This window comes from Roseivirga echinicomitans, assembly GCF_001592935.1.
Lineage (GTDB): Bacteria > Bacteroidota > Bacteroidia > Cytophagales > Cyclobacteriaceae > Roseivirga > Roseivirga echinicomitans.
In genome coordinates this window covers 286,839-312,602 of record NZ_LRDB01000023.1, presented here as the reverse complement: position 1 = coordinate 312,602, position 25,764 = coordinate 286,839, and the positions used below count along the sequence as shown (strand labels likewise).

The 25,764-nt window shown below is 40.2% G+C and carries 24 protein-coding genes; 10 read left to right on the top strand and 14 right to left on the bottom strand.

Going from position 1 to position 25,764, the window contains the following annotated elements:
• Window positions 1–4: 4 nt before the first annotated feature.
• The 11 genes from gatC to AWN68_RS12650 all read right to left on the bottom strand — a co-directional run bounded on the left by gatC (window position 5) and on the right by AWN68_RS12650 (window position 11,228).
• Window positions 5–292 carry an Asp-tRNA(Asn)/Glu-tRNA(Gln) amidotransferase subunit GatC gene (gene gatC / locus AWN68_RS12700; protein ID WP_068416246.1) on the bottom strand — a complete coding sequence of 96 codons (288 nt, stop codon included), beginning with the start codon at window positions 290–292 and terminating at the stop codon, window positions 5–7.
• Window positions 279–1,019 (bottom strand): lysophospholipid acyltransferase family protein, encoded by a 741-nt coding sequence (locus tag AWN68_RS12695; protein ID WP_068416244.1) that lies wholly within the window; start codon window positions 1,017–1,019, stop codon window positions 279–281. The genes gatC and AWN68_RS12695 overlap by 14 nt, the downstream gene beginning before the upstream one ends.
• Window positions 1,020–1,135: 116 nt before the next feature.
• Window positions 1,136–3,337: a PepSY domain-containing protein gene (locus tag AWN68_RS12690; protein WP_068416237.1), complete on the bottom strand. Its 2,202-nt coding sequence runs from the start codon at window positions 3,335–3,337 to the stop codon at window positions 1,136–1,138.
• Between the two features lie 18 nt (window positions 3,338–3,355).
• Window positions 3,356–3,850, bottom strand: a complete 495-nt coding sequence (locus tag AWN68_RS12685; RefSeq protein WP_068416235.1) for a DUF2271 domain-containing protein — start codon at window positions 3,848–3,850, stop codon at window positions 3,356–3,358.
• 1 nt (window position 3,851) lies between these two features.
• A complete protein-coding gene (locus AWN68_RS12680) occupies window positions 3,852–5,357 on the bottom strand; it encodes an ankyrin repeat domain-containing protein (RefSeq protein WP_068416233.1) in 1,506 nt (501 codons plus the stop codon).
• Between the two features lie 226 nt (window positions 5,358–5,583).
• Window positions 5,584–6,720: a DUF4221 family protein gene (locus AWN68_RS12675; RefSeq protein WP_068416232.1), complete on the bottom strand. Its 1,137-nt coding sequence runs from the start codon at window positions 6,718–6,720 to the stop codon at window positions 5,584–5,586.
• Between the two features lie 184 nt (window positions 6,721–6,904).
• Complete coding sequence (locus AWN68_RS12670; RefSeq protein WP_157716199.1) at window positions 6,905–7,342, bottom strand: hypothetical protein; 438 nt, start codon at window positions 7,340–7,342, stop codon at window positions 6,905–6,907.
• A gap of 16 nt (window positions 7,343–7,358) precedes the next feature.
• Entirely contained in the window at window positions 7,359–8,507 is a 1,149-nt protein-coding gene (locus AWN68_RS12665; RefSeq protein WP_068416229.1) for a hypothetical protein, read from the bottom strand.
• Between the two features lie 173 nt (window positions 8,508–8,680).
• Window positions 8,681–9,706, bottom strand: coding sequence for a DUF4221 family protein (locus tag AWN68_RS12660; protein ID WP_068416223.1), 1,026 nt, complete (start codon window positions 9,704–9,706; stop codon window positions 8,681–8,683).
• Between the two features lie 149 nt (window positions 9,707–9,855).
• The gene (locus tag AWN68_RS12655; RefSeq protein ID WP_068416222.1) at window positions 9,856–10,062 is read right to left on the bottom strand and encodes a hypothetical protein; all 207 of its coding nucleotides are present in this window, start codon (window positions 10,060–10,062) and stop codon (window positions 9,856–9,858) included.
• A gap of 275 nt (window positions 10,063–10,337) precedes the next feature.
• Window positions 10,338–11,228: a LysR family transcriptional regulator gene (locus AWN68_RS12650; protein ID WP_068416221.1), complete on the bottom strand. Its 891-nt coding sequence runs from the start codon at window positions 11,226–11,228 to the stop codon at window positions 10,338–10,340.
• Window positions 11,229–11,397: 169 nt separating this feature from the next.
• Between AWN68_RS12650 and hutH the strand changes: the two genes are divergently transcribed.
• From hutH to AWN68_RS12625, 5 genes are all read left to right on the top strand, one after another.
• A complete protein-coding gene (gene hutH / locus AWN68_RS12645; RefSeq protein WP_068416219.1) occupies window positions 11,398–12,966 on the top strand; it encodes a histidine ammonia-lyase in 1,569 nt (522 codons plus the stop codon).
• On the top strand, window positions 12,944–14,614 hold the full coding sequence (gene hutU / locus AWN68_RS12640; RefSeq protein ID WP_068416217.1) for a urocanate hydratase: 1,671 nt from the start codon (window positions 12,944–12,946) through the stop codon (window positions 14,612–14,614). The genes hutH and hutU overlap by 23 nt, the downstream gene beginning before the upstream one ends.
• Window positions 14,615–14,714: 100 nt before the next feature.
• Window positions 14,715–15,956: an imidazolonepropionase gene (gene hutI, locus AWN68_RS12635; protein WP_068416214.1), complete on the top strand. Its 1,242-nt coding sequence runs from the start codon at window positions 14,715–14,717 to the stop codon at window positions 15,954–15,956.
• 4 nt (window positions 15,957–15,960) lie between these two features.
• Window positions 15,961–16,929 (top strand): formimidoylglutamase, encoded by a 969-nt coding sequence (gene hutG, locus AWN68_RS12630; RefSeq protein ID WP_068416211.1) that lies wholly within the window; start codon window positions 15,961–15,963, stop codon window positions 16,927–16,929.
• Window positions 16,930–17,041: 112 nt separating this feature from the next.
• Entirely contained in the window at window positions 17,042–17,956 is a 915-nt protein-coding gene (locus AWN68_RS12625) for a YihY/virulence factor BrkB family protein (RefSeq protein WP_221405723.1), read from the top strand.
• 3 nt (window positions 17,957–17,959) lie between these two features.
• Here AWN68_RS12625 and AWN68_RS12620 read toward each other — a convergent pair whose 3' ends face one another.
• Window positions 17,960–18,733, bottom strand: a complete 774-nt coding sequence (locus tag AWN68_RS12620; RefSeq protein ID WP_068416206.1) for an alpha/beta fold hydrolase — start codon at window positions 18,731–18,733, stop codon at window positions 17,960–17,962.
• The gene (gene dxs / locus AWN68_RS12615) at window positions 18,720–20,657 is read right to left on the bottom strand and encodes a 1-deoxy-D-xylulose-5-phosphate synthase (protein WP_068416204.1); all 1,938 of its coding nucleotides are present in this window, start codon (window positions 20,655–20,657) and stop codon (window positions 18,720–18,722) included. Before dxs ends, AWN68_RS12620 begins: the two co-directional genes overlap by 14 nt.
• Window positions 20,658–20,806: 149 nt before the next feature.
• Here dxs and AWN68_RS12610 point away from each other — a divergent pair, with 149 nt between their 5' ends.
• Entirely contained in the window at window positions 20,807–21,559 is a 753-nt protein-coding gene (locus AWN68_RS12610; RefSeq protein WP_068416488.1) for a segregation and condensation protein A, read from the top strand.
• Entirely contained in the window at window positions 21,559–22,608 is a 1,050-nt protein-coding gene (locus tag AWN68_RS12605) for a lysylphosphatidylglycerol synthase transmembrane domain-containing protein (RefSeq protein WP_068416201.1), read from the top strand. Before AWN68_RS12610 ends, AWN68_RS12605 begins: the two co-directional genes overlap by 1 nt.
• A 48-nt stretch (window positions 22,609–22,656) precedes the next feature.
• Here the strand turns inward: AWN68_RS12605 and AWN68_RS12600 are convergent, their stop codons facing one another.
• Window positions 22,657–23,076 (bottom strand): nucleoside-diphosphate kinase, encoded by a 420-nt coding sequence (locus AWN68_RS12600; RefSeq protein ID WP_068416198.1) that lies wholly within the window; start codon window positions 23,074–23,076, stop codon window positions 22,657–22,659.
• Window positions 23,077–23,259: 183 nt separating this feature from the next.
• Here AWN68_RS12600 and AWN68_RS12595 point away from each other — a divergent pair, with 183 nt between their 5' ends.
• The 3 genes from AWN68_RS12595 to AWN68_RS12585 are packed head-to-tail and all read left to right on the top strand — an operon-like array spanning window position 23,260 to window position 25,752.
• Window positions 23,260–24,282, top strand: coding sequence for a DHH family phosphoesterase (locus AWN68_RS12595; protein WP_068416195.1), 1,023 nt, complete (start codon window positions 23,260–23,262; stop codon window positions 24,280–24,282).
• Between the two features lie 60 nt (window positions 24,283–24,342).
• Window positions 24,343–25,242, top strand: coding sequence for an FKBP-type peptidyl-prolyl cis-trans isomerase (locus AWN68_RS12590; protein ID WP_157716197.1), 900 nt, complete (start codon window positions 24,343–24,345; stop codon window positions 25,240–25,242).
• Window positions 25,243–25,263: 21 nt separating this feature from the next.
• On the top strand, window positions 25,264–25,752 hold the full coding sequence (locus AWN68_RS12585) for an FKBP-type peptidyl-prolyl cis-trans isomerase (RefSeq protein ID WP_068416190.1): 489 nt from the start codon (window positions 25,264–25,266) through the stop codon (window positions 25,750–25,752).
• Window positions 25,753–25,764: the final 12 nt, after the last annotated feature.

Genomic DNA, 25,764 nt, shown 5'->3' with positions numbered 1-25,764 from the left:
GATGCTATTTTAACACTTTGGGCACTTTGAAAAACTGAGCATCCATCACCGCAGCATTTTTTAGTGCTTGTTCTTGGCTAATGCTAATTTCAGCTTTGTCTTTTCTGAAAACGTTCACTTCTTCTGTCATGTGAGTTAGCGGCTCAACGCCTTCGGTATCCAACTCATCTAATTTCCCCACCCAAGTTAAAATTTCACTCATGTCATTCAAAAGCTGAGTTTCTTCTTCAGGCATAATGTTGAGTCGGGCCAAATGAGCCACTTGGTGCAATGTCTTTTTATCTACCTGCATGGTGTGTCAGTTTCAGTTCTTCTTCTATTACCGAACGTACTTTATCCTTCAATTCGTGTATTGCCAAATCATCGGTGCCGTTAGGCCAAATGGGTTTGTGCACTTTAAGCGAAATGGTGCCTCTGTGCATGATTAAAGGTTTTTTGTCCGGTAAAAGTAGATGATTGTTATGAATTGTTACCGGTACAACTGGTATTTGTTCCTCAATAGCTATTTTGAAACTCCCTTCCTTGAAACGAGCTAACTCTGGTGGGTTCTTGCTCATAATGCCACCTTCGGGAAAAAAGGCAATGCTGTAACCATTTTCAACAGCTTCCTTACACTTTACCCAACTGGCATGTCGGTCTCTTAAGCTATCGCGATCTACCAAAATATGGAGCTTGCTGTACATATAGCCCCATAATGGAATTTTCTTCAATGAACTCTTTCCAATGAATTTAAAGTTATGGTTGATGAGTCCCATGGTTGGGATGTCCAGAAAAGAGAAGTGATTGGCACAGAAAATATAGCGTTGTTTTCGGCTCAATTTTTCTTCGTAAACAATTTTGGAACGGTTTAAAAAAAGAAAAAAGAAGAGCAATCTGGCCCAAACATGATTGAGAAAACCAGCAGTTTTTTCTAACGGCTTCACAAAAATAGCCAGCAGAAAAAAGGGCAGCAGGACAATGAAAACCAACGCAAAAATGACGAGGCCGTAGACAGAATAAATTTTGTTAAGTATTTTCATTGCGCTTAAGGCTGCGAAGATAAAACAAAATGAGTTCTGGCTCAGCGAAATACTAGTAAGATTGAGGGGAAGGTGTTTTGGAGAGTGCTTAATCCACTCTAGAAAGAGAGGCTTGTTTAATAGCAATCCAGCCTAATCTGCTTTCGGTTTTGGTAAAAGCTTAGGCTTTGATTGTTATACTTTTTGCAGATTTGATCGAGCGCTTGGGTCACTCCTTTTTGCATGGTAATGGAGCCGCAAATCATAATTGATCCATGCGCTTTTAAAGTTTGGGCAATGAATGGAGCGTCTTTTTCTATGAGGCTTTGCACGTAAATTTTATCGCAGCAACGGGAATAGGCAGGTTTGAATACCGCCAATTGATTGTTGGCCAAGGCGCCCTCTATCGTTTCTTTGTAAATGTCGAAGGAATGTCCAGTTCGTCCGCCCCAATACAAGTGAATTTCATGTGCTCTACCGTTTCGGTTAATCATGCCCAAGAAGGGCGCGATGCCAGTTCCGTTACTGATCATAATGGTACGCTTTGCTTTTTTAGGGAAGTGAAAAGCTTTATTCTGAAGTAGAAAACCATCGAGCGAATCGCCTATTTTTAATTCGTGCAAAAGCGTAGAACATAACCCAAGTTCATGCTTTTTTACACTGAGCAGGAGATTGCCATCTTTAGATTTGCCCAGTGAATACAAGCGCTCACGAGTGCTGTTTTCTGGATAAATCGCCAATAAATCTCCTGATTCAAATTTCTGAGGCCCTTCAGATTTTAACTCGATCAGTGCGGTATTGTCTTCTATATTGGAAGAAATTGCACGGTTGACCACTGTGAATTTCTGTGTCTTTTTTCGGGCAATGAGCTTATCGGCTTTCGGTAGCTCAATGATCAAGCCTACTTTTTCCGCCCAAGGATTTACCCACTCACTAAAAGCTTCAAAGGACTGATTATTGACGGTATGTACTTCGAGCAATTGTGTGCTTAAAGGATGTTTCCCCAACAGGTCATCAGTATCAAAAGCGAATTTGCAAAACTCTGGGTAAGCCAGCGAACCGAAACCCACTACTGAAAAACAGAAATCGTTTTTTGGTCTAAAATCTTTAATGAAAAGCTTCTTGAATTGAGCCGCATTGCTTGGCGCTTCGCCCTGGCCATAAGTTGCAGTAATCACCACCAAATGCTCCATTTTCTTAAAATGACTCAGTTTGTTCATGTCGGTGAGGAAGGAAGTCTGGTTGGCAGCCAGCAGTTGGTCGTGCAGTAGCTTGGCATACTTTCGTGTGGTTCCTCCTTCGGAACCTACAAGAATTACATACTTACACTGATCTTTGGAGTAGGAGTTTTTAATTCTGGCAGCCTTCCTTTTTAAGGTAATAGCAAAGCCTGAATAAATAAAGAAGGGTATGGCTAAACTGGCCAATCCTAAAATGATGGACCAAACAACTGTGCCTTGCCCAGTGTGCAGCATCATGGCCAATTCAGAAAACAGGGCCACGAAAGGGTAAGGCTGTTCGCTTAACGCTTCACCCGTAAATTGATTCAGGATGACTTCTTTTTTCTTCAGCTTTAGGAGGAAGTAATCTTCTACATCATCACTAAACGGAAATTCAATTGCTCTGAAATTTTCTAAGGTGTTTTGATTGAAAACCTCAAAGTCGGCTGTGTTAATTTTTGGGCTGGCTTCAATGGCATCATAATCTACTGCATGACTTATGTTCTCTTCAGGAATGATAGAAAACCTAAGCAGCGATAAGTAAGTGCCAGAAAGCGAAATAACGATTAATGGGATAAGCGCCAGCCTACCTAAAATTGTATGGTAGTCATGGAGGAAACTGGTTTTCACCAGCTTGTTAAAGAAGTGCTTAATTCCACCTTGACGCCTTAAAATTAGGGCCAGACCTGAGGTAGCCATAAGGAAAAGCAAGAACGAGGCTAGTCCAATAAAGAACCTACCAATAGTGCCTAGAAAAAGAGAACGGTGGAGGCTGGTAGCGAAATTGAAAATGGCGGCCTTTTCTTTTAGCTCACCAATTTTTTCTCCGGTAAAGGGGTCGATGTAGAAATTCTCACTTCCGTTTTCACCAATGACAGAAGCCGTAATAAAACCATTTTTGTCTGAAGAAATGCTGAGCACTTCCTCGTATTTACCTTCCATATTGCGGAGTAACTCGGTAATAGTAAGCTCAGAAGCCCCACTGTGTTGGTAAGGTTGCGCCTTTTCGATGATGGGTTCGAAGGCCAAAATTACCCCAGTAAGGGAAGCGATAAGAAGGAATAAAGATGAAGATATAGCCAGAACAAGGTGGCTATATCTCCAAAAAGAAATGGTCATAAAGACTTGTGATGGATCTTAATTTGGGATGATACGAACGTAACGGATGTATCCTTTTCCCTCGATTTTACTGTTTACGCTTTCTGCATTTAGGCTCAATTCAGCATCGGTGACATGATATTCCTGATTTTCCACAGCCGACTCAAACCTGATTTTATAGCCGGCATCAATTTTGGTTTCGTCAATCTCGAAAGCCAAAACCTGACGTTCTCCATTGCCAATGCTGGCACCAGTAATGCCATCGAGTTTTTCGTTTTTCCCTTGAGAAAAAGCCCACCAGTTTTTAATGTCGCTGTACCATTCATTGTCATCGCCTTGCACATATAAAGTGCGTTCGTATTCCCCTTCTGGGTTCATTAATGAAATGGCTACATAGGCGTCTTCACCAGTGTAGTTAATCATTTGCACCAAGCATTTGTATTTCACGCTGCCAATGTCAGAGGTGAAAGCCATGGCTAAAACTGATCCTGCAATCAATAATATCTTCGTTCCGAATTGCTGTATGTTCAACATCTTATTTTGCTTTTAAGAATCCTAAATCCACTTTGTTACTGCTTAGCTTTTCGTTTTCCTGGGCCAAATCGAAAGCAGTTTCTTCAAATTCGGTTGTACTGTTCTTATCCGCTCCAATTGAGATCAAGTATTTCAAAATTTCATCGTCAGCAGCTTTCATCGCGGCAAGGTGTAGAACGGTTGCTCCTTCATTGTTTTTTGCGTTGACATCGATTTTCAAAGCATGTACCTTTTTCAGTAAAGCCAAGTCGTTTTTGTCAATCGCTAAATGGAAAAGGGTACTTTTATCGCCTTGCTTTTTGCTAAGATCAAGCCCTTTTGCTTGAAGTGATTTCAATTTTTTGTCAAAGTCAGCACTGTTGTTTTTGCTGTATGCACCGATCAAGTATTGGCCTAAGCTGTTGCCTTTCTTATCGGTTACCTTCACATCAGCGCCTTTGGAAATAAGGTAATCTACCACTTCAGCATTGTTGCGCATTACCGCCATCGTCAGTGCCGATTGCCCTTCTTTATTGGTGTGGTTAACGTTTTTGGTTTTCTCCGCTAGGAAAGAGACCATTTCTAAGTTGTTTCTGCTTGCTGCATTGATCAAAGGTGTATTCCCGTTAGCATTCGCATCGTTCACATTCAATCCTTTACTTAAAAAGTAATTGTAGACGGCTAGGTTGGTGTTCGAAGCCGCAATTCTATGTAAAGCAGAAGTGCCTTCATTGGTTTTAACTGCAGGGTTTAAGCCTAAGTCTTCCAAGTGTTTGAAGTACGCCACCGTATTTTCACTGTTACTGCTCGCCATCAAGATGGCGTTTTCGCCAGTCACCTTATTCTCACCGTATTTTACGCCCCGCTCAACCAACTCTTCCAATAACTCGATGTTTCCACTACGAGCGGCATAGTTGAACAAACCGTTTCCGTTTTCATCAAGGTCATTCAAGTCGAAACCTCTCAATTGGAAATAATCCAACATGCCGTAGTTGGTGAGGCGAGGAATAAGAATGTGAAGGGTGTTCTTTCCTTCAGTCGTTTTTTGGCTTTTCAAATCCACACCATTGGCTTCAAAGAAATCATAGATTTCTGGTGACTGCTGACCGCCCGCAGCTGCAAATTGAGCTACAGTGTAGTCGTGTGAATCTCGGAGGTCTGTTTTTGCTCCTTGCGTCATGAGGTATTCCATTACCTCAATATTCGCGCGAGAAGCTGCCCAAAATATGTAGGTTCTTGAATCGTGTGTTCTCTTGTTGACCGAATTCCCTTGCTCCACCAAAAACTGCACAGTTGAAAGTGGGTTTGAGTTGAGTATGGCGTAAGTGGTGGCATCAAAACCACCGCTATTGGCTTCAAGCACGGAGTGACCTTTGGCCATCTCCGCTTTAATGGCTTCTATGCTTGGTTTGGCCGCCCAGTATTTCGATTGAATAAAGGGATTGTCACCCTGCGCAGCGGCAAAGTTTAAGCTTGCCATAAACAGCATGGCCAAGACTATTACTTTTATTTTATTGAGGATTCTCATGGGGCTATTATGGGTTCTAGTAGAATAAAGCAGGCTTTCTTCTCTCTGTTCTTATTTAGACTTATTACAAATAGAATGCAAATATAGAGTCCAGACTTTATGAACCAAGGGGGAAATGCAGCATAATTAGAATTTCACTAGTACTAGTGATTGAGGAAATAGAAGTGTTATAGTGGAATTTAGTACGAGTTTGTTTTCACTGATTCCAAACTCGTTTTAGGAGATTCTATTGGACTGCACTCCAAATATCAATGAGTGCTTCATCCTCATTGGTACTCTCTTTTTGAAAATGAATGCCTCCGTTGGCGAAAAAGGTCATTTCAGTATTTATAATGTATTCATATTCTGGAAGCTTGAATTCTCCAAGTATTTCAAAATCGGAGTTGAGTACCATAACGGCATACCTTCTTGTTTTACTCTTAATTTCATCATCGGAGTCAAGAAGGGTTTGGCTAATTGGCAGTCCAATAATTCGATAATAGAGGTCTTTTGTGTCATCATAAAATATATGCCCATAAATACCTCTGGTTAAAGGTTTTTGCTCAATCTCTCTTGGAGTTGGCATTATCCCCATAGTAAAAATGGCTTCAATTGGATGCTCAAACAGTGATGTGCCAGCATATTCCTTTCTCAATTGAGTAAAATCACTATTCCATATATAAAGAGAGTCTAATCCAGGAAAATTATAGACGAACTCATTTGTTTTTGTATTGATGGTAGAAGTGGAGTAGCCAAAACTTCCTGCCGCCCAGTACCCTTCAATATGTTCTTCTGGTATTTCTTGAAAGTACTCCACAGAATCACTTTTTAGATCTACTGATATTTTCATTGGTCTGCCTTTGTTTGCAATGAAATAGTTATCAAGTAAAAGTTTATCGTTTTTCAAGTGGGCAGGGAACGAATTTGCTCTAAAGCTTGGTGCTCCTGGAATACTTTCCGGATCAAGATCAATGAATTTGGTTATTTCGCTATTAAAATTTGACACATATAGATGGCCTAGATTAGTTGTAATCATAAGAGAGTCAGAAGAGAAAGCTTGAAAACCTACAATGGTTCCGGCAATATTATTTGGGCCATCATTTGGGAAGGATATTCTTTCAATTGTCTTTCCAGTCCCATAGTCAAATACCAGTATGGTTTTGGAGTTGAATGCGAAGGAAAGCAGTAGATTCTCTTTATCTTTATTATAGGGTTGGGCGAAAAATAAACGGTAATCACTTAAGCTGTCTATCTCCAAGATTTTCTCACCTATTTTCTCAAATGATACTGAGTTGTTAATGCTGTTTAATTGCTCAGCATTATTATTACCTGAACAGCTTGCTAAGCCAATCAAGAGTAGAAAAGAAAAGATGTGATTTTTCATATTGTCGTTTTTTGAGTTAGACCTGACCAAAATCTAAAGTAGGCTTTTTGAAGCTAAAGTGAAAGCCTCATTATGGTATCAATTGGTGAAGACATTACTCCCCAAACCATAAGTGCTTGGCTTTCCACATGGCGGGATTGCGGTTTTCTTATTGTTGTTTAAAACCTCAATTAAGTTTAGCGTCCTAATTATTACTATTCCTAATAGGTGTCCTCTTTATCGAACGAAAAAGGGCAAGCCGTTCTTGGTAGGCGTTCCCCATTAAAATTTCTATTCTCTCGTGATTTTTATCAGTTTTTTTGAAAAGTAATGTCCTTCCATTATAAATAGGGTGATTTCTGAAAGCCATGGTAGAATCTAATATGATGGTATTGCTCCTGTTTTTAATGAAGCCGTTGATCACCTTGGTTCCATCACAAACAATTATGAATGTAATATTTTTGAAATTATATTTCGTATTGATAAACCTTTCTATCCACTGGTCATCAACATAAGCTTCTTTACCGTAGTCTAATATCAATATATGTCCAGCCTTTAGAGATTCATTTGCTCCTATTGTTTTCAAATAATCGTCAAGATTTGGGTCTTGGTTAAGGGAAACAGCCAAGCCAAATAGGAGCAAACAGAGAGCACTCAGTTTAAAAGTCAAAAACCATGAATTCAGCATAACTTTCGTTTACGTTGCGATTATTAATGTGATTTGTTGAGATCGACAGCCCCTCCTTAGAAACAAATAAGCCTTGTAAATAAAAAGTATCAGGGTTTAAGTCAATTTTGCTGATTACTTTAAACTTACTGTCCAATGTGTAAAGTAAATAGGGCTTAGAATTAGCACCTGAATTGGAGGGTAAACTGCATATTAGGTAATAATAGTCCTTGTAGCTATCAAACTTTATAAGCTCTATTTGATAAGAATTTTCGTAAAAGGAGTTACAGTTTACTACATCAATTTTCTCTAATTCATTGGGGGTAGTCAACGATACACCTAAATTGAGTTGAATAGTTTCAAATACCTTTGTTCTGGTATTGTAAGAAGTGATTTCATTGGATAGAGGCCATGAAATTAAAATGTTATCTTCACCATTTATGGTTATTGATGGAATTATGCTAGATGGACAGATTAAGTGAGCTGCGTACAACTCTGGTAAAGCTATATCTATTGAGTCAACTTCATTTGTTTTTAGATCGATAGACTTGAGCCAAAAAAACTCGTTATCAGGATTAACCTTAAGGTTAAAATCTATCTGTGGGTCTACTGTGATATATAATTTGTCATTTAATACGGTTAATGGATTAGAGGTGTAATCAATACTCTTTAAACTTGCTCCATTTGCTAAGTTTATGCTGTCTTGTTTTTGAAATCGATCAGTTGAGTAGACCAATGAGCCACCATAGTTATTTTTTGGGTACGTGTAAATGTCTCCATTCCAAAGAAAAAATGCACTAACTTCTGGTTGAAGCCACTTCTTGAAATGCAAATTAGAATTATCGGGTAAAGGCAATGGTAGGTTGCTCAGCTTAGTGACCAATTTATTATTTTTAAGACTGTATACTTGTACTGCGGAAAGAATAGGGTTCACCCAACCCAGGTATGAGTTCCCCTCACTCTCGAAATGTTGTATGTAATGAGGCCTACTAGGGGTAAGTGTATCTAAATCAATCCGGATTAGTTTCGTTTTTGGTGCGCTGCCCGATTCTAAATTGAAATAATTCTTCGACTCATCATCGGTTTGACAAGAGCAGGTGAGCAAAAAAAGCGATAAGTATATTATTACATGCGAACGCATTGCGCGGAGTTTATTGGTCCATTTATTCCAAAGACGAGACCAGGTTTGTTGGCTACCGTAAAACCTTGTTGATTCGGACAAGCAACCATGAAGCTGTTTTGGGTATTGCCGCTTACGTTTAACGAAATGGTAGTAAAGAAAATGAAAAACGATAATAGTAAGAGCCTAATCACTTATTTGATTTTTTGTTGATCGAAATTAAATACTGTAAAATAGAGCGAGTCTTCAGATATATTACCATTTAAGTTGTTCGCTTCTGATATAAATAGACCACTTTTGGATACAAAAGAATCCTTGCTGAGGTATTGCCAAACTGGTGTCAGCTTAAATTCTGTTACTACATTGAACGCCTTATCAATTACTTGGACTGCCGTTTCTTGATGAAAGGCGTTTTTTAGTCTGCCGTTATTATCCATCGGATTGATACTAAGCTTGATAAAGCGATAGTATAGTCCTTTATATTTATCGAATAAAATACCATCGAAGTGATTATTTTCTAAAAAGTGTTTTGTTTCGTTTTCACCTGAAGGGAGCATTTTAGCTGGGGTTTCAATGAGTTGGCTTGGTACATCCTGAGTATAAAAACTATCGAGTTCTATGTCATAGATCAGCAATTCTGAAGTAAAGGGGAAAGAATAAATAATCCTACCCATGTCGTCTATCGTTCTGGTATGATAACGTAGGTAGCCCCATCGTTTGTCAACAGGCTCCATGTCTTCATTATAGAGCTTTTGAATAGTGCGCTTTTCAAAATCTAGGACAAGATCTAGCTCCAAATAATTTGTAGAGTCAGGTGCATCTCCTCCAATCGGTAGCCCATAAACAAACAGCTTTTGTTTATATTCCAAAATGGGAGTCATTGAGGAGGTATGGTGATTGAAAAATATCTTTTTAGAGCCCAATACCTTTCCTAAGCTTATGGTGGAGCTATCGGAAACTATTAAGCCATCTACTCTTTGTGCAGACATCACCAAAAGAGAATCCTTCTTAAATACATGAAAGGCACCAATTCTTGGGAGTGCCTCAGGCCCATTAATGTCGAAAGATGTACGTTTTTCAAGAACTAAAGAATCTAAATTATAAGTGTCGACCCCGTTAGTGAAAACGTTCATTACGTATAATAATTCTTGTTTTTTATTTTCGTCATAGAATGCTTGGTATAGCTGGTTGTAATTGGAGGAAACAGAATCAATTCGCATGCGTATTCTTATAGAACTAACCCCACTTATATCATAATTCGACTTATTATCTGAACAATTCGTTAATCCAAATAAAAGAGTAATTACTATAAAAGAGTAATAAAGACCAGTCGAAAAACTGGCCTTTATTGTTTTGGTAAATGCGCGTTTCATTCTACTGGGCCAGGTACGCATTGACCACATTGATTTATGGTTTGGTGTTCAATACAAGCACCTTCTCTCCAAGTGCCGACTTCACCTTTTTTACCAGTATAACAGATTAGGGAGCCGCCTTCTTGTGAGAGCGCTTCAATATTGGGAAGCGTCATAGCGCCTAGAAAAATAGCAACAGTGAGCAAAACCTTGATTTTTTTCATAAATTATAAATTTGGTAAATCTTAATATGGTTAAAAGAAAAATAAAATAAAAAATATAGTAAATTTTTTTACTAAAAATCTATACTATAAAAATGAATTAACTTAGGAGTATTTAATTAAGATATGTACTCTGTTTTTAACTTGGGTATATCTCGTTGTGTTATTTAATTAGAGTATATCACTATTTTTGTGTTTAACGTAAATGCTAGCATGAACTTATGAGTATATTTATCCTCTTTTTTCCTTCTATTAATGTGAATCAGTCTATTCATTTTTCAGACCTCCCCAAACCACAATTCCTTCGCTTTCCACATGGCGGGGTTACGGTTTTCCGTTTTCCAAATTACGGAGAGTGTCGTTCGTTGAGGAATGTTCTTCAACTCAATAAACTTTACGTCTAAATCAAAACCATACTGCAGGGCACTCGGGATAATTGCCACACCAAGCCCACGTTCTACCAATTTAAAAATGGTTTGGGCATGTACCGATTTATGCGATACCGTGGGAGTAAAACCCTGATCCTCGCATATACTCATAATCATATCATAGTAAAGTGGACTGTATTCGCTGGAAAATAGAATGAAATGCTCGTCTGCCAATTGCGCAATGTTCTTGAATTGCGGAGCATTCATGGGGTGGTTTTTGGGGAGCACGATAGAAAAAGTATCTTCTAAAACGGGATGCATATGAAATTCTTCAGGCACCCTGGAGAGCCTGACAAAGCCGAAATCAAGCTCACCCTTCTCTAGTTTTTCAACCTGAACTTTATTCGACATTTCCTCCAAATTCACCTTTACTTCGGGCAACTGTGCATTCATTTTCACCATTAAGTCGGGCACTACGTTCTGCATGGCAGAACCAATAAAGCCAATTTTGATTTCACCCTGTTCGCCTGAATCAATTCTCTTTAAATCCTTTTTAACCCGTGCTAAATGGTTGTTTAGAAAAAGCGTTTCGTGCATTAAATGTTCTCCTGCGGTGGTGAGACTGACTTTTCGTTTGGTGCGTTCAAATAATTTCACTCCCAAAACTTCTTCCATTTGGCTTATCTGCCTGCTCAAACCAGGCTGAGAAATAAACAGTTTTTCGGCTGCTTTTCGGTAGTTAAGTTCTTCTGCTACCGCCATAAAATACTTGAGGTGTCTAAATTCTAACTGATAACTCATGGTTATTAACTATTGATAAAAATGGTATTTCTAATTATTAAAGCTAAGACTTACTTTCGTATTAGAAAACAGGTTTCTAATACGCCCCTAAGGATCTCCTATTTTACATCGCTCTAAACTACTAGCTATGTAGATTCCTTAGCGGGTTTTTTTGTTTAAATCAACTTTCATGGGAAGACAAATATTTTTATACGGTGAAGAGCATTTAACCGTAGGCAAAGCCTTTGCCATCTGTGCTGGAGAAATGGTTGGAGATTTGAGTGAGGAAACTCGGGCCAAGGTGGTGAAGAGCCAGCAAACGGTAGAAGAAATTGTTGCAAGGGGAAAAGCAGTATATGGAATTAATACTGGCTTCGGTCCTTTGTGCACTACTCTTATTTCCGAAGAGAAAACGAGGCTTTTGCAAGAAAATATTCTCAAAAGTCATAGTGTGGGAGTGGGTGACTCAGTCCCTGACGACATCTCGAAACTGATGTTGATTCTTAAAATGAATTCCTTATCGCAAGGTTATTCTGGAATTGCAGAAACGACTTTGGATCGCATCAAATGGCATATTGACAACGATATTATTCCTGTTGTACCCAGTCAAGGTTCGGTGGGTGCGTCTGGAGATTTGGCTCCATTGTCTCATCTTTTCCTTCCGCTAATTGGTTTGGGAGAAGTAATGGAGAACGGCCAAAAACATGACACACTCCGCACGCTTCAAAAGCATGGTTTAACACCATTAGAACTTGGTCCAAAAGAAGGTTTGGCACTCATTAATGGCACACAATTTATTTTAGCCTATGCGGTGAAAGTCGTAGACAGGCTACATAATTGCCTGAATCATGCCGATTTGATTGGCGCTATGACGGTCGAAGCGCTGCTAGGGTCTTCGAAACCCTTCAGGCCAGAATTACACGAGTTGCGTCCGTTTAAAGGAAACCAACATGTAGCCGCCCGAATGACTGCTTTGCTCAGCGATTCCGAGGTAATGACTTCACATGCCAACTGTACAAGGGTGCAAGATCCCTATTCTTTGCGCTGCATTCCGCAGGTGCATGGGGCTTCGAGAAATGCTTGGTTGCATTTGAAAGAGTTGGTTGAAATAGAACTCAATTCAGTAACAGACAACCCTGTGATTTTCGATGTTGACTTGACCATTAGTGGAGGGAATTTCCATGGGCAACCTTTGGCCATGGCTTTGGATTACGCCTGCTTGGCCGCGTCAGAAATTGGCAATATTTCAGATCGAAGAATTTACCTTTCTCTTGAGGGAATAGTGGACAATGTGCCGAAATTGCTGATGAAGGAAACGGGTATCAATTCAGGTTTTATGATTCCGCAGTACACTACAGCCGCTTTGGCGAGTGAGAATAAAGGCTTGTGTTTCCCTGCTAGTGCCGACAGTATTCCGACTTCATTGGGGCAAGAAGACCATGTAAGTATGGGCTCTATTGGAGGAAGAAAGGCTTACCAAGTCATTGGAAATGTAGAAAAAATATTGGGCATCGAATTGCTTTGTGCTGCACAGGCGCTTGACTTTCATCGTCCGTTAAAATCAGGTAAAATTATTGGCGAAATGCATGACTTGGTCAGAAAGCAAGTAACGCATGCCACAGTAGACAGGGTTTTTGCTCTGGACATAGAAAAAACAATTAACATGGTGAAGGATGGTGTATTGCTATCTGCTGTTCACCAAAAAGAAAATTATAGTACACTCAAAACCAATCAGCATGAATTATTCGAAGTTTATTGAGCTATACGCCAATCACCCGCATTATAAAGCGCCAACGGGCAATCAGCTTCACGCTAAATCATGGCAAACTGAAGCGCCATTGCGCATGCTTTTGAATAACCTCGATGCCGATGTGGCTGAAGATCCTTCAAAATTGGTGGTGTATGGTGGAAATGGGCAAGCAGCCAGAAATCCGGAAGCGCTTAAGAAAATCATTGAATGCCTTTTGAAACTGGAAGACGACCAAAGCCTTTTGGTGCAATCGGGCAAGGCCGTGGGCATTATTCCAACGCATCCTCAGGCACCACGTGTATTGATTGCGAATAGCAATTTAGTGCCAGAATGGGCCAATTGGGAGCATTTCAATGAATTGAAAGAACGCGGTCTGATGATGTATGGTCAAATGACGGCTGGAAGCTGGATTTACATCGGTAGCCAAGGAATTCTTCAAGGAACTTATGAAACTTTTGTCGCCTGTGGCATCAAGCATTTTCAAGGGGACTTGAAACATAAACTGGTGGTGACAGGTGGTTTAGGTGGAATGGGGGGCGCTCAGCCTTTGGCCGCTACTTTAGCCGGAGCCACTTTTTTGGGGGTTGACAAAGATCCTGTTCGAATCAAGAAACGTTTGGACACACGCTACATCGATAAAATGACCGATTCCTATGAAGAAGCCAGAGATTGGGCTTTAGATGCCAAGGAAAAAGGAGAGGCCATTTCCATCGGTTTGGTAGGCGATGTAGGCGATGTGCTCGAAAAGCTTTTGGCTGATAACGTGATTCCTGAAATTCTTACGGATCAAACTTCTGCCCACGACCCAATCAACGGTTATATTCCGAATGGTTATACCATGGAAGAGGCGGATAAATTGAGAGCCGAAGATTCTAAAACCTACAAAGCCAAGTCACTGAAGAGTATGGCAAGGCACGTTGGTTTTATGCTAGAAATGCAGAAACGAGGCTCAATCACTTTTGATTACGGCAACAATTTACGTGAATTTGCGCGTCAGGGTGGAGAGGCAAATGCCTTCGATTTCCCAGGTTTTGTGCCGGCTTACATTCGTCCTTTGTTCTGCGAAGGAAAAGGCCCTTTCCGTTGGGCTGCGCTTTCTGGCGATCCAGAAGATATTTATACCACCGATCAAGCTTTGATGGAGGCATTTCCTGACAACCATCATTTGATCAATTGGCTGAAACAAGCCAGAGAACGTGTCGCCTTCCAAGGTTTGCCATGTAGAATCTGTTGGTTGGGCTTGGGCGAGCGTAAAAAAGCAGGGCTTATTTTCAATGAATTGGTAAGAACAGGCAAAGTAAAAGCGCCAATCGTAATAGGTCGCGATCACTTGGATTGTGGCTCTGTGGCTTCGCCTAATCGAGAAACCGAAGGCATGCTGGATGGTAGCGATGCCGTGTCGGATTGGACATTGTTGAACCTGATGGGCAACACCAGTGGAGGCGCTACTTGGGTGTCTTTCCATCATGGTGGAGGCGTTGGAATGGGCTATTCACAACATGCAGGTATGGTGGTTTTGGCTGATGGTACCGAACGTGCGGAGAAATGTTTGGAGCGCGTGCTTCACATTGATCCTGCAATGGGCGTTATTCGTCATGCAGATGCAGGCTATGAAACTGCTCAAGAAAAAAGCGATGAGTTTGGTTTGACGCTTTAATCTTCGGTTTTTGGAGTGATGAGGTTAATTATGCCGACTTTTCATCCTGACTCCGAGACTTCGGAGGAAGGAACTATTAAAAGACTATTATGATTTTGCCATGAATACCTACAAACTAATCGGCCCATTTAAGCAGGTTTTGCCCATGACGGGCTTGCCATTGAATGGTGCTTTAAAAGACGAACAACTTAATGTTTTAGAAGGTGAAATGGGAATCCTTTTGCAAGGAGAAACCATTGCCAAAACAGGAGATTTTGATAGGCTTTTAAACGAAGCCAAAATCATTGGTGCCGAAGTAGTGAAAATCGAAGGCGATTTTGTGGCCTTGCCAGGCTTTATTGATTCGCATACCCACATTTGTTCTTCGGGTAGTAGGGCACGTGATTATGCTTTTCGAAATTCAGGAAAAACCTATTTGGAAATGGCTGAATTGGGCGGTGGAATTTGGTACACCGTCACTCAAACTCGAAATGCTTCGCAAAAAGAATTGGAGGCTGGAATTGCCGAACGTGCCAGTCGCCATTTGTCGGAAGGGGTAACCACGATAGAAACCAAAAGTGGCTATGGACTGACGGTAGATGAAGAGTTGAAAATGCTTCGCGCTATTCAAGCGGTGAATAAAAAACATGCTGTTGATTTAGTGGCAACTTGCTTGGCGGCCCATATGCACCCGAAGGATTTTGAAGGTTCGAAAACAGAATATTTGGAAGTAATTAGCTCACAATTATTTTCTATTCTGAAGGAAGAAAAGCTGGCGAACCGCATCGATATCTTTGTGGAATCGGGTGCTTTTTCGCCCCAAGAAGCAAAACCCTATTTAGAAAAGGCCAAGGCGATGGGCTTCTCGATCACCATTCATGCGGACCAGTTTTCAACAGGTGGAAGCCAATTGGCGGTGGAAGTAGGGGCTGTAAGTGCTGACCATTTAGAAGCCAGCACAGATAAAGAAGTTGAAATACTAGCGAAGAGCAATACGATTGCCACCGCTCTTCCAGGTGCTACATTGGGCTTGGGTTGTGCTTATACGCCTGCTCGTAAATTATTGAATGCGGGAGCTTGTTTGGCCATTGCCAGCGACTGGAATCCCGGCTCAGCTCCGATGGGTGATTTACTCATGCAGGCTGCGGTTTTGGGTGCAGTAGAAAAACTATCCAATGCCGAGGTGTTGGCGGGCATTACCGTTCGTGCAGCAGCGGCTTTAGAATTAACGGATCGAGGAACTTTGGCAGAAGGAGCACTAGCCGATTTGGCTATTTTCCCTTGTAATAATTACCAAGAAATTCTTTACCAACAAGGCAAGCTGAAACCTGCAATGGTTTATAAAAGAGGTCAAAAAGTCTAAACCTATGAATGCACTGAAACCAGCAGACCTGTCGCTTTGGAAAGGGCGAAAAGATGAAAAATTTGGACGGCCTAACTACTGGTATGAAATGGTGAAAGCATCCTCATTGGAGGAACTTAAATCTTCTGCCAATAAGCAATTGGCCATTTTAGGCTATGCGGTGGATGAAGGCGTAAAGCGGAATCAGGGTAGGGTTGGAGCGATAGATGGACCAGATGCCATCCGCAAAATGCTGGCCATTCTTCCAAACCATTTTATAAACCCAACGGATATTCTGGATTTTGGAAATGTAGCGTGCGTGGACGAAGATTTAGACGGAGCGCATGGTCATTTAAGCAAGAGCGTAAGTCAGTTGTTGAGCCAAGGTGCCTTCCCCATTTTATTGGGTGGAGGGCATGATATTGCGTATGCCCATTATGCCGGAATTCGTCATTTTTTAGATGGGCAGGGGAAAAACCAAACCATCGGAATTATCAATCTTGATGCGCACTTTGACCTAAGAAGTAATAAAAACGGTAATACTTCTGGAACCCCCTTTTTCCAAATTGCACATGATTGCAAAGCTAAAAAGCAAGCATTTGAATATTGTTGTTTAGGTATTCAGTGTTCAGCTAATACGCAGACGCTTTTCAATACTGCCGATGAATTAGGAGTTACCTATTTAGAAAATACGAAATATACCATCGAACATTGGGGTGAAGTAAAAAACTGCTTGAATGACTTTCTTCAAAAGGTAGATAAGGTCTATTTGACGATTGACTTGGATGGCTTTTCATCGGCTTACGCGCCCGGAGTGAGTGCCCCTTCTCCAATGGGATTCTCGCCTGATATCATACTGAAAACACTCGATTTATTGATTGAATCTCAAAAACTGATTAGTATAGATTTAGCCGAATTGAGCCCAAAGTATGACCAAGACAACGCTACCGCAAGATTGGCTGCTAGGTTGGTGCATTATCTGGTTTCACGTTAAGAGGTTTTTTCTTAGCTCTTTTTCGAGCTTCCTATTCAATTTCTTCCATTCACCAATAGGTTTCTAACATTATTGGCAGATATGTGTTTCTACTTCATTATCTAATTTTATTATGATGGGTATAAAGACATGGTGGAAATTGCTAAAGAAAGCCTTTAAGGGCTGGAATGAAGACGAAGCCTTTCGTCAAAGTGCTATTGTGGCCTACTATTCCATATTCTCGCTTCCTGGACTTTTGATTTTACTGATCTCTATTGGAGGTGCGGTATATGGACAAGAAGCTGTTCAAGGCCGCTTGGTAAATGAGATTTCAGGAATGATTGGCTATGATGCTGCGCAGAGCGTGGAGAACATGATTGCTAGCTCATATCGAAGTGATTCAGGTTTTATTATGCGTGCTGTGGGGATTGGTATTTTACTATTTGGAGCCACTACGGTTTTCTTTCAGTTACAAAAATCACTTAATAATATCTGGCGTGTTGAACAAAAGCCCAATAGCGGAATTAAGCGCCTTGTATTTGATCGGGCCTATTCTTTGGGGCTTATTTTAGCTATTGGTTTCTTGCTACTTATCTCTTTAGTGGTTTCTGCAATATTGGCCGCCATTAGCGAGTGGATGAGTCGTCAATTTCCAGATTATTTACTCGTATTAGTCAATGTACTGGATTTTGCAATTACATTGGGTATGGCCACTATACTCTTCGCATTGGTATTTAAAGTTTTGCCCGATGTAAGTGTGAACTGGAGAAGCGTGTGGTCAGGTGCTTTTTTCACCGCCATATTATTCATCATTGGTAAGTTTGCTTTGAGCTTTTATTTCGGGCAAGCTGAACCTGCTTCATCCTATGGCGCAGCAGGGAGTATTGTGCTGATCATGCTTTGGATCAATTATACTTGTCTGATTATGTTTTTTGGAGCCGAGTTTACTCAGGCTTTTGCGGAGCACAAGGACTACAGGTTTAAGCCGGCAGAGCACGCCAGATGGAAAGCACAATATAAGAAGGGTGAAGAAAAGTTTGGAGATTAAAATTCAGACCACTTTTAATAAATAATCCTGAATCATTTGTAAGGTTTCTGTTGGCCGTTCGTGCATGGCCATATGAGCTGTCTCTGGCAAAATATAACCATCAACTTTCACGCGCTCTTCAATGTGTTCTTCGGCCACTTCTAAAGGAACGCGACTGTCGTTAGCACCACCAATGAACAAGGTTTGAAACGGAAGATTCTTCCACAGTTCAAATCTGTCTTTTCGAATTTTCATTGCCAAGGTGTAAGCAATTATAGTTTCTAAAGGGCTTTGTAAGCCGATTGAAGTGGCCAAAGCAATTTCTTCCTTCAGTTCATCTTTTCGTTTCGAATAAAATAGAGAAGGAATGAAGGGCTCAATGAATTTCGGAACGGGATGTTTTTTCAGAAATAAAATGGATTTATTTCTTCTGTGTTTTGCTTCTTCATCATCGCCCATGGCGGTTGAATTGAACAAGCCTAGGCCTTGAATAAGCGCAGGATGCCTTTCGGCCAAAGCCAAGGCTACATAGCCACCCAATGAATGACCAATGACAACACATTTTTCTACCTTGTTTTCAGATAGAAAACCAGCCAGTTCATCAGCGATTCCTTCTAAAGTAATGTCTTTGTTTGGTAATGGGGATTCACCAAAACCCAGTAGGTCGGGGCAAATGATTTGATATTGCTCAGCAAGCCTATTTGCATAAGGAAACCACATGGATTTGTTTTCACAAAAGCCGTGAAGTAGAATAACTGGAAAACCTTCGCCTTGAATTATTGCCTTAGTTGCTGGCATGTTGAGTTTTTGCCACTTTTACACCCATCAGTTCACGAACGGCATTGGCAATTCCCGCTTCATCAAAATTACATTCCGCGTGTAATTGTTCTTGAGTTCCATGCTCAATAATGGCATCGGGAATACCCAAACGTTTGATTTGTGCGATGTAGTTATTGTCGGCCATGAACTCGAGAATGGCACTACCAAAACCACCCATTACACAGCCATCTTCAACGGTAACTACTTTTTTGAAGTTTCTGAATATATCATGGAGTAATTCTTCGTCTAGAGGTTTTACAAAACGCATATCGTAATGCGCTGGAGCTAAACCTTCTTTGCTCAGTTGTTCTCGCACCTTGGTTACATAATTTCCGATATGGCCAATGGTAAGTACAGCCACATCTTTGCCATCGGCTATTTTTCTACCTGTACCAATGGTAACCTTCTCCATTTGGGTACGCCATTCAGGCATCACACCTTGACCTCTTGGGTAACGAACAGTAAATGATTCACCCTCTCGTGGAAGTTGAGCGGTATACATTAAATTTCTTAATTCTGCCTCATTCATTGGGGCAGCAATAATCATGTTCGGAATACATCGCATGTAGGCAATGTCATACGCACCATGGTGGGTTGGTCCATCTGCACCAGCAAAACCAGCCCTGTCTAAAAAGAAGTTTACTGGTAAGTTCTGAATACATGCATCGTGAATCACTTGATCGTAAGCACGCTGCATGAATGTGCTGTAAATATTGCAGAAAGGAATAAGCCCTTGGGTGGCCAACCCGGCTGAAAAAGTTACAGCATGCTGTTCGGCAATTCCTACATCGAAAGCCCTGTCTGGCATGGCTTTCATCATTATGTTCATTGAAGAACCAGAAGGCATAGCAGGCGTAACGCCCATAATCTTGTCGTTTTTTTCAGCCAACTCTACTAAAGTGTGACCAAAAACATCTTGATATTTAGGCGCTTCTGGCTTGTCGATTACTTTTTTGAATACTTCGCCCGTTACTTTATCAAACTTGCCTGGCGCATGCCATGTAGTTGCATTTCCTTCTTCAGCAGGTTTATAACCTTTGCCTTTCACGGTTACACAATGAAGAATTTTTGGGCCTGGAATATTCATCAGGTCAGTCATTACGCTGGTAAGGTGATGAACATCGTGTCCATCTACTGGTCCGAAATACCTGAGATTGAGTGACTCAAAAAGATTGCTTTGTTTTAAAAGCATGGTCTTCATTGAGTTTTCTACCTTGGATATAATTTCTTGTGCGCTTTTTCCGAATTTAGAAAACTTACTTAGTAGTCTCCAGACATCATCTTTTACTTTATTATAAGTATAAGATGTAGTGACATCTGTTAAATAATCTTTCAACGCCCCAACATTTGGGTCGATGGACATACAGTTGTCGTTGAGGATAATGAGCAGGTTGCTATTGGAAACCCCCGCATGGTTCATGGCTTCGAAGGCAAGACCTCCTGTCATGGCGCCATCGCCAATTACGGCAATATGGTGGCGGTCATCCTTTTTGTATTGGTTGGCCATGGCCATACCTAAAGCGGCCGAAATTGAAGTGGAAGAATGACCTACTCCAAAAGCATCGTACTCGCTTTCTTTTCTTTTTGGGAAACCCGAAAGTCCCTTATAAATACGATTAGTATGGAAAGTATCCCTTCTTCCGGTTAATATTTTATGTCCATAAGCCTGATGTCCCACATCCCATGTCAATTGGTCGGTAGGTGTATTGAATACATAATGTAGGGCGACAGTGAGCTCGACAACTCCTAACGAAGCGCCAAAATGGCCCCCGTAAACAGAAACGTTGTCAACTATAAATTGTCTTAATTCATCGCATACCTGAACAAGGTCAGCCTGATCTAATTTCTTAAGATCATCAGGTGAATCAATTTTACTAAGCAGCTTTCCCGGTTGTATCAGCATTTGATATTAGACTAAATGAATTAAGAACTTAACTACGCAATAATTGTTTGAGCCGGATTTTTTGAAACAACAAAATTAGAAAATATTTTGAGTTAGCCGGCTTCATTCTCCTAATCCTTATATATTTGATTCATAACAAATCAGAATCCTTGAGTTTCGAAATCAAACTTCCGCTTTTTGAAGGTCCATTCGATCTTTTGCTCTTCTTTATTCAAAGAGATGAGTTGGATATTAATGACATCCCGATCAACAAGATAACTAAAGATTTTTTGGATTACCTGCATCATTTGGAACAATTAAATGTGGAGGTAGCAAGTGAGTTTATTTTGGTGGCGGCTACTTTGATGCGCATTAAGGTAAAAATGTTGTTACCTCGCCCTGTATTGGATGAAGAGGGAAATGAAGTTGATCCGAGAGATGAACTAGTAAGGCATTTGCTCGAATATAAAAAGTATAAGTCTGTGGTAGCAACCTTTATCCAAATGGAGGGTGACCGCATGCAGATGGAATCAAGAGGTAATGTTTTGCGTGAGATAAAAAAATTATCAGAAGGCAATGATGTTGAATCCGAAATGCAGGATTTAGACTTATATAAATTACTGAAAGTTTTTCAAAAGGTGATATCTCGATATGAGGTAGAACAGAACAAGCCCAAGCATGAGGTAGTGCAATATCCATATACCATTTCTTCCCAGCGCGATTTTATTATGGCCAAACTTGGCGAAACACCGCGAATTTCTTTTTTGGAATTAATTGAGCTGGACACCAATAAGATTGCTGTAATTTTCAACTTCCTTTCCATATTGGACCTTCTACAAATGAGAGAAATTACCATGCACTTAGGTGAGGGCTTCAATAATTTCTGGATTGAGAAAATAGAAGGTGAGTTCGTAGAGCGATAATGGAAGTAGATTCTAAAAAAGCACTTCGTACTCTGAAACCCAGAAGTGTTTGGCTTCCAGTCATCATTGGTTTGGCTATTGTGACATTCATTGCTTTTCGCGATGATAAGATTAATGAAGCGTCCTTACAGTCCATGCTTCGAATTTCAGTTTTGGCCATTGTTTTGGCTTTCGTTTTTCTGATTTCTAAAGACCTACTAAATACAGCGAGGGTAAAATTAGTTGGAAGCGGTTCGTTTACCACAAAGGACGCTCTGCGGATTGTGTTCCTCTGGGAATTTGCCGTGGCAGTGGTGCCTCCAATCATTGGCCCTATTGCTGTACTCGTGTATATTATCCATAAACATAAGATAGATGTGGGGAGGGCGTTAGCTTATGCCTTGCTGTTGGCCATGATGGACAATATCTTTTTTCTTACCGCTTCGCCCATTGCTCTGTTATTCACCAATGGTGCTGCTTTACCACAGTCTGAACTTATTCAGAGTGAATTGGGAGGCAGTTTATCATATTTCTTTTATCTGAGTTACGGCTTAATTGCTTTTTATATTTCGTTTAAAATTTCTGCCTTATTGCTGTTCCCTTCTTTGGTGAAAAAGCTGTTACACAAATTGGCGCGATTGTCTTTCTTAAAAAAGTGGAAAGAGCGTTTGTCGAATAGGGCGGATGAGCTTTTTGAGGTATCAAAAGAATTAAGAGGAAAATCAGTTGCCTTCTGGCTCAAACTGGTAGGGCTTACCTATGCAATTTGGATTGTCAAGCTTGGAGTATTGAATATGCTAGTGGTAGGCTTTGTTCCTATTAGTACTAACGAACATGTATTGCTTCTTAGCCGACACCTTATTATGTGGTTGGTGATGCTTGTTTCCCCTACACCTGGTAGTGCAGGAATGGCTGAATATATCTTTCCAGCTTTTTTCGGAGATTTCTTGGGGGAATATACCTTTGTAGCCAGTTTGATCTGGCGCCTGATTAGTTTCTACCCATACCTAATCATTGGTGCTTTGATTTTGCCTGGTTGGATTAAAAAGTTGGTGGTTAAAACAGAATAAAAAAGGGACCATAAGCCGCTTTTTTATTCTGAATAAGGAATAGAATCTTTAGAATCTTTCGAATTGAGAAAAGAAGAAACTTCCTTCAATTGCTGCGTTTTCATCAGAATCCGAACCATGTACTGCGTTAGCAGAAATTGATGTCGCATATTTTTTTCTGATAGTACCTTCTTCTGCATCAGCAGGGTTAGTAGCGCCAATTAATTTTCTGAAATCAGCAACAGCATTGTCTTTTTCAAGAATTGCAGCTACAATTGCTCCAGAAGACATGTATTCGCAAAGCTCACCATAGAAAGGTCTTTCACTGTGTACTTCGTAAAATTTACCAGCAATTTCTGCGCTCAATTTCACATATTTCATTGCTACGATTTTGAAGCCAGCTTCTTCAATCATATTCAAAATTCCACCAATGTTACCTGCTTCTACAGCGTCAGGCTTAACCATTGTAAATGTTCTGTTTGTTGCCATTCTAATTATGTCCTTGTTGTATTTTCTTAATTTGGCTGCAAAAATAGAATATTAATTCGGATGCTCTAACCTGATTATGAATATTTTAACTTATTTATCAATAGGTTAATCATTGTTTTAGAAGCTTATTCTTATCAACTTTGTCGGCTGACTGGTATACTGCTTTTGCAGTATTTGTTGTTAATGGGAGATATAAATTCTTTAATCAAACAGCTGAATACCCCAAATAAAATTGTGATTACTACACATCACAAGCCTGATGCCGATGCTTTAGGTTCTTCTTTGGGGATGGCTAACTACCTTATTAAGAAGGGGCACAACGTTAAGGTGATTACACCAAGTGACTACCCAGGATTCCTACATTGGATGAAGGGGAACGATGACGTTTTGGTCTTTACTGATAAGAATTCAAAACAAGTAGAAAAATTTATTGACGAGGCCGATACGATTATCACGCTCGATTTTTCTGTACTACACAGAATTAACGAGATGGGAGAAATGGTAAGGAATGCCAAAGCTTTTAAAGTAAACGTAGATCACCACTTGGAACCAGAAGATTTTGCTGATTATAGGCTGTGGGATACCAAAGCGGCTTCAACTTGCGAACTTTGTTTTGAACTGATTGTGATGTTGGGCGACAAAGCATTGATTGACAAAGATATTGCGGAATGTCTTTATGCAGGGATAATGACCGATACTGGCGGCTTCCGTCACCCTAACACAACTCAGAACGTTCATGAGGTGGTCGCTGAATTAATTGGGATTGGTGCAGATAACGCCAAAGTAGCCAAGGAAATTTATGACACCAACTCGCTTAACAGGCTTAAGTTTTTGGGTTTTGCTTTGAGTAAAAAGCTTGAAGTGCTTCCTGAGTTTCACACTGCATATTTTGCCATTACAAATGATGAGCTTGACCAATTTGAATCAAAAACTGGAGATACGGAAGGTTTAGTTAATTATGCACTTTCACTTGAAGGAATAGTATTGGCCGTATTGTTTAAAGACAGTGGAGATGGAATAAAAATGTCGTTTCGTTCTATTGGCGATTTTCCAGCAAATGAAATAGCTTCCAAGTATTTTAATGGAGGTGGTCATAGAAATGCAGCTGGAGGAAAAACCGATGGAACGCTAGAAGAAACAGTAGATAAATTCAAGTCTGTTTTGATAGATTACAAACCTTTATTAGATAGCGAAAAGAATAAATAACCCTATAAATTGCCCTTCATTGTGGCATCGATTTAAGAATAAGGACTAGATATGAATCAAATGAAAAAATATTTTGTGGTAATGATCGCCTTAGTTGGGCTCTCTAGCTGTAAGAAAGAGATTAAGTTTATTGAATCAGAGCCGGGTGTTGCATACAGGTTAGTGGACGAGCGCGGAGGTAAGAAATTAGGGCCAAACCAAGCCATGATGCTAGACCTCAAGAGTGTTTATAAGGATTCTGTTGTGATTAACCCTAAACCTATTGGAGGGTTTGTGATCAACCCTGTTACTGGAGTCCCACCTATGTTGGGTAAAATACTTCAACCCTTGGGTGAAGGAGATAGCGTGCAGATCAAGTTTCATTTAGATCAGTATTCAATGTTGACAGGAATGCCTATTACTCCGGATTTGGATACAGCTGAATCTGTTTTTATGAACATTCGAGTGCTTGAAATTAATGATGAACAAGCATTTTCTGAGCGGATACAAGTTGAAATGGAAAAGGCTGTTGCACTTCAGGAAGAAAAGGATAAAGTGATCATTGAAGAGTATTTGGCAGAAAATAATTTGAAAGCTCAAAGTACAGAAGAAGGCCTTTACTATATTATGAAAAAGGAAGGTAATGGAGCGAAGCCTCAAGCTGGTCAAACAGTATCAGTTGAATACGTAGTTCAATTATTGGACGGAACATATATCGACACCAGTTACAAATCCGTTGCAGAAGAGAATAACTTTTATAATCCTATGAGAGAACCTTATGAGGCATATTCTTTTCCTTTGGGACAACAAGCTGTGATTGCAGGTTGGGATGTGGGTATTCCGTTATTGAATAAAGGAGGGAGCGCTATTTTCTTTGTTCCTTCAAAATTGGCTTATGGACCAGAGCCAAGACCAGGCAGCCCAATTCCTCCAAATGGAATTTTAATGTTTGAGCTTGAGTTGGTTGACATTAAGAATTGAAAAAAATAAAGAACCGAATTAATGAAGACGATTAGAACATTCTTAGTATTGGGTATTGTGGCCTTGGCTTTTAGTGCCTGTAAGCCAGATGAAATTTTTGATATTGAGGAGCAATTTACTAGAGATACTGTTTTGATTGAACAGTACTTAGCTGATAATAGTCTTGTAGCAGAAAAGGACGAGAGTGGTATACGTTACATCATTAAGGAACAAGGGACAGGAGCAAACGGAAAGTTCGGCTCAACTGTATTGGTGAAATATACAGGCTATTTACTCGATGGAACTACGTTTGATACGAATGTTGGCAAGGAGGTATTTGATTTTGTAATTGGTCAAGGTTCTGTTGTTCAAGGTTGGGATATTGCCTTTAAATTACTTAATAAAGGCACAGTAGCTACTATATACATCCCTTCACAGTATGGATATGGAAACATTGGCAACTTGTTTATTCCAGCCAATTCAGTATTGGTTTTTGATGTACATGTAGTAGATTTATTAGGGAACGAATAGGTTTGCTTGAGA